The 10846-nt window shown below is 45.2% G+C and carries 6 protein-coding genes; 4 read left to right on the top strand and 2 right to left on the bottom strand.

Translation table 11 applies throughout. The features are described from left to right. Positions 1 to 265 precede the first annotated feature (265 nt). Positions 266 to 1330 carry a peptide chain release factor 1 gene (gene prfA, locus EGI32_RS09855; protein WP_255155226.1) on the bottom strand — a complete coding sequence of 355 codons (1065 nt, stop codon included), beginning with the start codon at positions 1328 to 1330 and terminating at the stop codon, positions 266 to 268. Between the two features lie 171 nt (positions 1331 to 1501). Between prfA and EGI32_RS09850 the strand changes: the two genes are divergently transcribed. After that, positions 1502 to 2662, top strand: coding sequence for an amidohydrolase family protein (locus EGI32_RS09850; RefSeq protein ID WP_255155225.1), 1161 nt, complete (start codon positions 1502 to 1504; stop codon positions 2660 to 2662). 9 nt (positions 2663 to 2671) lie between these two features. Here EGI32_RS09850 and recO read toward each other — a convergent pair whose 3' ends face one another. Next, on the bottom strand, positions 2672 to 3406 hold the full coding sequence (recO, locus tag EGI32_RS09845; RefSeq protein ID WP_255155224.1) for a DNA repair protein RecO: 735 nt from the start codon (positions 3404 to 3406) through the stop codon (positions 2672 to 2674). Positions 3407 to 3667: 261 nt separating this feature from the next. Between recO and EGI32_RS09840 the strand changes: the two genes are divergently transcribed. The 3 genes from EGI32_RS09840 (at position 3668) to EGI32_RS09830 (ending at position 10749) form a co-directional block, all read left to right on the top strand. Continuing rightward, complete coding sequence (locus EGI32_RS09840) at positions 3668 to 6022, top strand: RND family transporter (RefSeq protein WP_255155223.1); 2355 nt, start codon at positions 3668 to 3670, stop codon at positions 6020 to 6022. A gap of 182 nt (positions 6023 to 6204) precedes the next feature. Continuing rightward, positions 6205 to 9303, top strand: coding sequence for a SusC/RagA family TonB-linked outer membrane protein (locus EGI32_RS09835; RefSeq protein WP_255155222.1), 3099 nt, complete (start codon positions 6205 to 6207; stop codon positions 9301 to 9303). Between the two features lie 18 nt (positions 9304 to 9321). After that, positions 9322 to 10749, top strand: a complete 1428-nt coding sequence (locus tag EGI32_RS09830) for a RagB/SusD family nutrient uptake outer membrane protein (protein WP_255155221.1) — start codon at positions 9322 to 9324, stop codon at positions 10747 to 10749. Positions 10750 to 10846: the final 97 nt, after the last annotated feature.

Here is a 10846-nt window from a genome sequence, read left to right as displayed (position 1 = left end):
CGTAATTCGTAATTGAATTCTTATCAGCGGCATATGGAGATGATGATGATGCAGCAACAACAGTAGTCAATTACGAATGTTTAATTACGAATTACGAATGGGGCGACTTGCATTCAAAGCCAGCATTCTGATCGTGCGAACTTCAATTCGTAATTCGTAATTCGTAATTCGTAATTCGTAATTCGTAATTCGTAATTCGTAATTCGTAATTCGTAATTCGTAATTCGTAATTCGTAATTCGTAATTCGTAATTCGTAATTCGTAATTAAGCTTGCGTCGTAAGTTTTTCGGCGTTTTCTGCAAACTGCAGCGCATCAATAAATTCCCCTACCTCGCCATTGAGTACACTATCCAGGTTGTAGACGGTAAGCCCGATGCGGTGATCGGTTACCCTTCCCTGCGGAAAATTGTAGGTGCGTATCTTGGCGCTTCTGTCGCCGGTGCTTACAAGGCTTTTACGCAAATGAGAGATGGCTTCTTCCGCCTTGCGTACTTCTTCATCGTATAATTTTGTACGCAGCATTTCCATCGCCTTCAACTTGTTTCCAAGCTGCGAACGATCTGTCTGGCACATCACTACTATACCCGTGGGTTTATGGGTGAGGAACACTTTTGTTTCCACTTTGTTTACGTTTTGTCCGCCGGCGCCACCGCTTCGGGCAGTTTCCATTTTTACATCGCTTTCTTTCAGTTCAAAATCCACTTCTTCGGCTTCGGGCATTACCGCTACAGTTACGGCACTGGTATGAATGCGCCCGCTGGCTTCGGTGTCCGGCACACGCTGCACACGGTGTACCCCGCTTTCAAATTTCATGGTGCCATATACATCATCGCCGGTAATTTCTACCTGCACCTCCTTGAAACCACCAACTGTTCCTTCACTTTCACTCAGCAAAGCAGTCTTCCAGCCTTTCTTTTCGCAGTATTTGATGTACATGCGGAAAAGGTCACCGGCAAACAAGGAGGCTTCATCGCCGCCGGTACCGGCACGTATTTCCAGGATGGCATTTTTCTCATCATACGGGTCTTTCGGGATAAGCATGTTGCGCAGACTTTTTTCCTGCAACTCCTTTTTTTCCTCCAGCCCCGGCAATTCAATCTTCGCCAGTTCACGCATTTCCTCATCATCCGAATTCAGCACTTCCTTGTTGAACTCGATATCTTCCATCGTTTTCACATATTCATTACGGGCAATAACGATCTTCTCAAGGCTGCGGTATTCCTTGCTCATGGCACTGTAACGTTTATTGTCGCTTACAATCTCCGGATTGGTCAACGCTACGCCCAGGTCATCGAATTTCGCTTTTATGGCATCTAATTTATCTAGCATGTGTGGTATGTCTCAATTGATAGGCTACTTTGTCTCTCGTTTAGGGTTCAGAGATTAGTGTTTAGTTGCAACCGAATGTCTTTCTAAACCCTAAACCCTAATCCCTAAACTCAAAAGGCGTAGCCTTTTTCGTAATTTAGCCGCAAATTTACATCTTCTCAACCAATCATTTTGTACATAAAAATAAAACCTGACACCCTCTTTACCGGAACCGGGCTGCTGCCTGCGGGCAATGTGTTAATAGTGAACGAAGAAGGTATTGTGGCCGATATTGTGCCCGAAGCCGAAGCCGGTGATGACATCAGATCAATCAGCGGGATATTGTCGCCCGGGTTTGTGAATGCCCATTGCCATATCGAACTGAGCCATCTCAAAGGAAAAGTGCCCGAAGGACCAGGCCTGGTGGATTTTGTGCAGAAAATAATGACCGGGAGGGCTGCCGATGAAGAAATTAAAAATGCTGCTATGTCTGCCGCTGCCGCTGAATTATATGATGGCGGAACGGTCGCAGTGGGTGATATCTGTAATACGGCCGATAGTTTGTCACTGAAACAAAACAGCCCGCTGTACTGGCATAATTTCATAGAAGTGAGCGGTTTTTCCGAAGCCGGTGCGGTTTCGCGGCTTTCTGCTGCGGAAGATGTGCTGGATAAATTCAATGTGCCTTATTCCAGGTTCAGTACGCTTTCGCCACATGCGCCGTATTCTGTTTCCAAAAAATTGTTTCACCTGCTGAACGAGAAAACAGCAGGGCAACTCATCTCCATCCACAACCAGGAAGCGGAGGCGGAGAATGAATTGTATGAAAATAAACAAGGGAAATTCCTGGAACTCTACCAGAATTTCAATATCGATATAAGTTCATTTGTACCCGCCGGCAAAAGAAGCTGGCAGACCTGGCTGCCTTATTTCGACCGTAAACAAACGATCATTTCTGTACACAATACTTTCATCAACCAGCAGGATATCAGCTTTTCGGCCTTTCATGTAAAAAATGCCGGACTGTATTTTTGTTTGTGCCCCAATGCAAACCTCTACATTGAAAATACCCTTCCGCCGGTAGATATCTTGCTTGAGAACGATCTTGATATCGTGATCGGCACCGACAGTTATGCCAGCAACCGGAGCCTGAATGTGTATGATGAGATACTCACTTTGCAAAAGCATTTCCCTTCCCTTCCATTAGCCACGCTATTGAAATGGGCTACGCTGAACGGCGCCAGGGCATTGGGTATAGATAAACAATTCGGAAGTTTTACGGCAGGGAAAAAACCGGGGCTGGTGCAATTATATGAAGGAAAAGCCAAAAGGATTCAATTGCCGGGGGCTTAACGCCGGCAATTAATTAAACAACTCCTGCAACACCGCCAGCGTCTTCATCTGCCCGAAATCCTGGATATGCAGCGCATAATACTCCTGGTATTTCAGCAATAAATCCCTTCTTTTCACATGGTTCAGTTTCAGCTGATCCAGTTCGTGCGGCTGCATGATCTTCAGCAGCTCTGCCGTAACCTGGGCATATTCCCCTTCCAGAAAATAAGGGTGTACGGGCGCGTGATCGGTAAAAGCGCCTTCGGCGAGATCGAGGAAGGCCTGGCCTTCCCTTTCCGGATCGTTGATACGAAAGCCGAAAAAACCCGCAAGATGTAAAGCGAAGTAAAGGGAAAAATTAGCCGCGATATGTGGCGGGGCGGCATCCAGCTGAATGAGCGCATCTTCGCAAAAATAGAACAGGTCAGCGTTTTGCTCCGGCTGCTTCAGAACCTTATACAGCAACTCCATCATATAAAGGGCAATGCTGTTTTTGATGACGTCGCTTAAAATATTCTGGTACAGGTAAGCCCAGTCCGCCTCTTTTATCCGGTGCATCTGTTTCTGTTCGCTGTGGTATACCTGCATCTCCAGGATGGCGCCCGGCTGGTACATGGCGGCTTTTAGGCCGCTTTTTTTACTTGTACGCACACCATTTACCATATAACTCTGCACACCGAACAATTCGGTGAACATGGTCACTACCAGGCTGGTTTCGCCATAGCGGACTGTACGTAATATGATGCCTTTTGTTTTGTGTGTCATGGGGAAACGACCACCGATTACTGACCACCGATGACCGACGATGGGGATGTCTTATAGTTTTTTTAATACTTTTTTATTTGAACTTCTAAACTTTCTGAATTTATAAATAAGCACGCCAAAGGCATACACCTGCAATCCTCTACACCTCTAAACCCCTAAACCTCTAAACTTCCTCAACTCTAACCCTCAACTCTAATCCCTAAACTCTAAATTTGCATAATCATTGCAATAAGAACAGCATTCAACCCAATTTAAATCATTATGTGGAAGCAACTGGCAAAGTTCGTCATTAAAAACAGGATCGTATTATTAATTCTTTTGGCGGGAGCTACCATTTTCATGGGCTATCATGCTTCAAAGATCAAGTTGAGCTACGAATTCAGTAAGGCGATCCCTACCGACAACCCGAAGTACAAGGATTATATGGCTTTTAAGGCCAGGTTTGGCGATGATGGAAATACGATGGTGATCGGCGTGCAGAGCAAGGAGCTTTTTGCTTTAAAAAATTTCCAGGCTTACCAGCAACTGGTTACGAAGCTAAAAAAGATAAATGCCGTTGAAGACATATTGAGCGTTCCGGGTGCTGTACAACTGGTAAAAGACAGTGTAACGGAAAAACTAGAGGCTGCCAGGATATTCGCGGAAAACGTCACTACCCAGGAAGAACTTGATAGCGCCTTAAAAGTTTTTTACAACCTGCCTTTTTACAAGGAAAAATTATATCATATCAACAATGATGGTAATAATGCCTACCTCATGGCGGTCCGTGTAAATAAGGATACTTTCAATACACCCGGCCGGCTGAAAATCATACAGGCCATCACCAAAGAAGTCAACGATTTTGGAGCAGCCACCAAAATAGATACCCACCTCAGCGGATTGCCACTCATACGCACTGTGGTGGCGGACAGGATACAAAAGGAAATGAAACTCTTCCTGCTGGGTTCACTCGCTTTCAGCGTACTGATTTTGCTGATATTTTTCCGGTCCATCAGTACCACGCTGCTATCGCTGGCTGTGGTGCTGATCGGTGTAATATGGACGGTCGGCATTACACAAATGTGCGGTTACCAGATCACGTTGCTTACGGCCCTCATTCCGTCGCTGGTCGTCGTGATAGGTATCCCCAACTGCATCTATTTCATCAATAAATACCATACTTCCTACCTGCAGAGCGGAGATAAGAACGAATCGCTGGTGAACATGGTGAGCAAGATGGGCGTTGTTACGTTGTTTTGCAATATCACCGCTGCAATCGGTTTTGCAGTTTTCGCTTTCACCAAAAGTGCCATCCTGAAAGAATTTGGTGTGGTGGCCGGGTTGAGTATCATGGTCATTTTTGTCATTTCGTTCATCCTGCTGCCATCGGTGCTGAGTTTTCTGAAGGCGCCGGGTAAAATGCAATTGAAATACCTGTACAGTAAATGGATCACCAACCTGCTCGTAAGGCTGGAAAAATGGGTATTCCATCACCGCAAAACCGTCCTGGGGGTAACTGCGGCTATCCTGGCACTGGCCATTGTTGGTATCGCGAAGCTTAAAACGGTAGGTTATATAGTAGATGACCTTCCTAAAACGGACATCGTATACAGGGATCTGAAATTTTTTGAAAATAATTTCAAAGGGGTGATGCCGCTGGAAATAGTAGTGGATACCAAAAAACCGAAAGGTATATTACAATCTTCCATCGATATCCGCAAGATCGGCGCCTTCCAGGATTCTACGCTGGCGATGCTGAATTCGGTGGGCAAACCTTTGTCGGTAGTGGATGGGATCAAATTTTCGTACCAGGCCGTCAGCCAGGGTGAAGGGGATGCCACCTATACGTTGCCTGGATTTGGAAACCCGCTGGCCGACCTGCACAAAATGATCAGGGTGATGCAGATCAAAAAACAGGAAAACCATATGGATGCGAAAGATTCGGCGATGATGAAGCTGCTGGGCTCATTCGTGGATTCGAGCGAACAATACCTGCGCATCAGCATGAGCATGGAAGATGTGGGAACGGAAAAGCTGCCGCTGATACTGGATACTATCCAAAAAAGTGTAGACAAAACATTCGACAGCAGTTATAAAGTTACACTCACCGGTACCAGCATCACCTTCCTGGAAGGAAGCCGGTTTATCATCAATGGATTGAAAGAGAGTATTTTATGGGCTTTTTTGCTCATTTCTGCCTGTATGCTTTACCTTTTCAAATCGTTCCGCATACTTATCTGTTCGCTCATTCCCAACCTGGTCCCGCTGGTAATTACGGCAGGAATAATGGGCTGGGTTGGAGTTCCATTGAAACCCAGTACGGTATTGATATTCAGCGTTGCGCTCGGTATAGCGGTGGATATCACCATCCGTTTCCTGGTAAATTACAAACAAGTGCTGCCCGAAAATAATTTCGAAGTGGAAGCCGCCGTTAAGAATACCATTAAGCAAACAGGGTTAAGCATTATTTATACATCTCTTGTGCTGATAGCAGGGTTTGTGATATTTTGTGCCAGCAGTTTTGGAGGTACTTTTTCGCTCGGGTGGCTTACGTCGGTCACACTGCTCACAGCTACCGCTACCAACCTGGTGCTTTTGCCTGTATTGCTACTGCTGACCAGTAAAAAAAAGAAGTAGGTTCTTCTGTTGCACAAATAAATCCATTTCACTCTCAGGCGCCCTGTATTTTGCGTAAACCGCAAAAACACAGGGGGAGACGATTTTTTTGCTCAAGCAGCAAAAACGAAAGAAACTTGTCTAATTAAATGTTAAATATTGTGGAATCCAATATATTTGTAGCAATAAACTAAACTGCAATGATGAGAAAAATTATTTCAACCCTGGTGGTTGCAATGGCATTTGTGCTAAATGCAAGTGCTCAAAAAACCGTTACGGGTGTTGTAACGGATGCAAACGGGAAACCTCTGCCCAACGTATCTGTGATCGTGAAAGGAACAAATGTAGGAACCAGCACCAAAACAGATGGTTCTTATACTCTCCCGGTTCCTTCCAATGCAAGAACGATCATTTACTCTTCCGTTGACATGCAACCTGAAGAGGTGAACATCGGTTCAAAAACAACTATCAACCCGACTTTGATCGCCGGCGATCGTGCTTTACAGGAAGTGATCGTAACAGGTTACACCCGTGAAAAGAAAACCCAGTTTACAGGTTCTGCTACCGTTTTGGGATCCAAAGTAGTAGAAAACGTTCCGGTAGGTGCGTTTGACCAGGCTCTCCAGGGGCGTGCTCCGGGATTGTTGGTAAACTCAAGTTCAGGCCAGCCGGGAACCAGTGCCAACCTTACCATCCGTGGGGTGCAGTCTATCGTGGGTGCCGGTGTTCAGCCATTGTTCATCGTAGATGGTGTGCCTCTTCCGGCAGCGGATATGGCTACTATCAACCCGAACGATTTCGAATCGATCACAGTGTTGAAGGATGCAGGTGCAGCTGCTCTGTATGGTGCACGTGGCGGTTTGGGTGTTATTGTTATCACTACCAAAAAAGGCCGTGCAGGGGTTACCAATGTAACTTTCCGCTCCCAGCTGGGTTTTACACAGGCGCCTAGCTCAACCAACTTCGATGTGATGAACACTGCCGAAATACTTACTTATGAAGAAAGGCTGAAACTTACAGGTACCCCGGGTTGGGAATATTCGAAACTGAACCCTACTTATGCTACATCATCAGACGCGGTAAAAGCACGTCGTGACTTCCTTCGTGACAGCATCGGCAAGATCGATACAGACTATTCTAATTATCTTTTCAGGCAAGGTATCTCTCAGACTCATGAGCTGAACGTAAGCGGTGGTTCCGAGAGGTCACGCTTTTTTCTTTCTGCAGGATATATGGATCAGAAAGGTATCGATATCAATTCCGAATTAAAAAGGTATACTACCAGGTTCAACTTCGATCATTCTGTAGGTAAATTCAATATCCAGTTCAACACTGCAGCTGGTTATTCAATCTCTACTTATTCTGAAGGAGAATGGAATGCTGCGAACGGTGCGCAAAACAGCTTCGCAATGTTGTGGAGGGCAAAACCTTACGAAAACCCTTACGGGGCTGATGGTAAGCTGATCTTCGGTTCAAGCACCAACCTTAACCCAAAACAGATCGGTAACCTGATCGAACAGTCTCAGAACTCAGTTTTGAGGCAAAATCAGATCAAGATAAATTCTGGTATTACTGTTAATTATAAATTATTTCCTACCGTTAACCTGAGGAATACTTTGGGTATCGACGTATCTGACGACAGGTGGCAGCGTGCTATCAATGCCAGTTCTTATTGGGGTAGTCGCCAGACCAATGGTGCAGGCCTTGACGCGGAAGCATATAAAATTACCGCCAACACGATCAATACCACCAGCGCTGTTTTCAACAAACGTTTCAACAGGGTGCATGATGTAGAAGTAGGCGCTTACTTTGAAGTAGTAAGAGGTTACCAGAAAGCATTAGGTTTCTCTCTTACCAACATGGATCCAAGGTTAACACAGACAGGCCAGGGAGCAGGAACAATTCCTGTAGGTGCTCTTACTGCATATCCTCAGAATGCGTCCAGTGCTAAATCTCAGTATGGTATCCGTTCTTATTTCGCGACAGGACGTTATACTTATAAAGATAAATACACCATTACAGGTAACGTTCGACAGGATGGAACTTCAAGGATCCTCAACGAAGACAATAAAGAAATACTCACCTGGTCTGCCGGTGCAAGCTGGAATGCTATCCAGGAAAATTTCCTGAAAAAACAGAAAGTTCTTAGTGACCTTAGGGTGAGGGCTTCTTATGGTATCGTTCCAAACATTGGAAGTATTGCAACTACCACCTATGGTATTTCCGGCGGTCTTGTTTCAGTTACTAACTATCTCGGCCCACAGGTTGCCGCTTATGGAACCACTACCGGTTTTACAGGTTCTACCATTACAGGTATCGTACCAACTACTCCGGGTAACCCGAACCTGAAAATTGAAACGATCCAGAAATTGAACGTCGGTGCTGAACTTGGTTTCTGGAGAAACAGGATCAGAGCTACCGTTGATGTTTATAAAAACAAAACAGTTGACCTGTTCGTTTCCCAGCCATTGCCGGCATCTTCAGGTTTCGCAAGCCTGAACGTGAATGCAGGTACAATGGAAAACAAGGGGGTGGAATTGACTTTGAACGTAGATGTTATCCGCACCAAACAATTTGACCTTAGCTTCGGGTTCAACCATGCTATCAACAAGAATACCATTACAGACCTTGGTCTTGTAAATGAATACCCACTGGGTACATTTGTGATCAGGAAAGGCCTGCCTTATGGTTCACATTACACTACCAAGTATCTGGGAGCAGATCCTGCAACAGGCCGTCCAAGGTTCGTGAAAGCAGATGGTACAGAAACACTGGTTGCTGCTGAAGCCGGATTGTTCGCAGATTTCGGTACTTACCTGCCTAAACACGTAGGTGGTTTCAATATGGATGTACGTTTCGGTTCATTCACTTTAAGCGCACTCTTTTCTTACCAGTTTGATGTAGTAAGGAGCAATAATATCGAAAACTTCATCACAAGGGGTATCGCTGGTTACCAGTCTTCAGTTAACGGTTCAAGGAGGTTGCTTACAGAACAATGGCAGGCTCCCGGCGACGTGAAATTCTACCAGAACCCGATCTATGATCGTGGATTCTCTTCATCAGATCTTCAGGATGCTAAATTCCTGCGTTTCAGGAACCTGAACCTGGCTTATCAGTTGCCAATGATCAACGACGGAAAAGGCAACAAGATCATCAAAGGTGCAAGGTTTTATGTGCAGATGCAGAACATCGCCATCTGGAGCCCATGGCGTGGTCCGGATCCTGAAGATGGAAATAACATCAGCTTAGGTGAATATCCTAACCCACGTATCGTTGTAACAGGTATCGAAATTAATTTCTAATTAAAAAAAAGTTTTCTGATGAAATATTATAAATCATTATTAGCCGGGGTTTGTCTGATGGCAGCTTTCTCTTCCTGCGACAAGGCGGTTAATATTAACGAAACCGATCTTATTGCAGGGCCGCTGGCACTGAAAACGGTAACGAATTGCGAACAAGGTGTGATCGGTGGTTACGCCGCACTCGGTACCGAAATGGACATACTGCTGAACGCTACCTTATCTGATGAAATGAAGAAAGGTGAGTTCTACAACGCAGGTACTACCCACGAATGGCAGTACACTTCTACCGACGTGAGCATCCGTGATAACTTCACGGCTATCACTCCTAACTACCAGATCATCGACAGGGTCAACAGGGTATTGCAGGCACTTCCAAACGCCGATTCTACCAAAGCAGGGGATAATACCCTGAGAAACCGTTTGAGGGGCGAAGCATTGTTCCTGCGTGCATATGCACACTTTGAAGCATTCAGGTACTATGGCGGGCCTTACAACCCAACCGGACTGGCAATGCCTTATATGGAAGCCCCATCACTGTCTTACCAGCTGAGGATCGAAATGTTGCCTTACTTCACTAAGCTGATGGCTGACCTGACCGAAGCAAAAACATTGGTACCAAACAACCTTACAGATATCAACAGGGCTACAAAACTTGCTGTAACCGGGTTACAGGCAAGGGTTGCATTGTATATGAACAACTGGGTGGCTGCTGAAACTTTCGCTTCTGAATATATCACTGCTATTCCGTTATCACCGATCGCACAGTTTGGTGGTATCTGGACTGATGCCAATACCAACGAATTGGCTATGAGGATAGTAAGGGGTACCTCTATCCGTATCGGATCTTTGTTCCGTGGTACTTCTGCAAATCCTGCCAACATCGGTACTATCACCTGGTTGCCTTCTGATAAATTATGGAACAGCTACGACCAGGTAAACGACGTACGTTTTGCAGCGTATTTCAAAACAGAACCATTACTGGTAGCTCCAAGGCCAAACCGCCTGATCAATAAATATGCTGGTGGTACTTATGGTAGTTCACTGGAGAACGTTGCCAATGGTAAAGTTTTCAGGACTGGTGAAATGTACCTGATCCGTGCTGAAGCCCGTGCAGAACAAGATAAGTTCACTGGAGCCAATAGCGCTGAAAGCGATCTGAATACACTGCGTGCAGCAAGGATCAATGGATATGTACCTGTTGTATTGGGTTCAAAAGCTCAGGCGATCACAGAAATACTCAACGAACGCTTTAAAGAACTGGCTTACGAAGGTCACCGCTTCTGGGATCTTAAGAGAAAAGGTTTTCCTGTAGTACGTGATGCATCTGATGCGCCAAATACTAACTCGGTAACTTTACCAGCTAATGATTTCCGTTTCCTGCTTCCTATCCCCAATTCAGAAGTTCAGGCAAACCCGATCATTCAGCAAAACCCTGGTTACTTTTAACAGAGAATAATTACAGATAAAAAGAACGGCTATCAATTGTCTCCAACTTAAGTCAGAAACAATTGATAGCCGTTCTTTTTTTATTTTAGGAATGAAT

Source organism: Ferruginibacter sp. HRS2-29 (assembly GCF_024343615.1).
Classification (GTDB): Bacteria; Bacteroidota; Bacteroidia; order Chitinophagales; family Chitinophagaceae; genus Ferruginibacter.
This window is presented reverse-complemented; position numbering and strand designations above follow the sequence as displayed.

Excerpts from the sequence above, each read along its gene's own strand:
- prfA (WP_255155226.1), bottom strand. The coding sequence starts at position 1,330 with ATGCTAGATAAATTAGATGCCATAAAAGCGAAATTCGATGACCTGGGC.
- recO (WP_255155224.1), bottom strand. The coding sequence starts at position 3,406 with ATGACACACAAAACAAAAGGCATCATATTACGTACAGTCCGCTATGGC.
- EGI32_RS09840 (WP_255155223.1), top strand. The coding sequence starts at position 3,668 with ATGTGGAAGCAACTGGCAAAGTTCGTCATTAAAAACAGGATCGTATTA.
- EGI32_RS09835 (WP_255155222.1), top strand. The coding sequence starts at position 6,205 with ATGAGAAAAATTATTTCAACCCTGGTGGTTGCAATGGCATTTGTGCTA.
- EGI32_RS09830 (WP_255155221.1), top strand. The coding sequence starts at position 9,322 with ATGAAATATTATAAATCATTATTAGCCGGGGTTTGTCTGATGGCAGCT.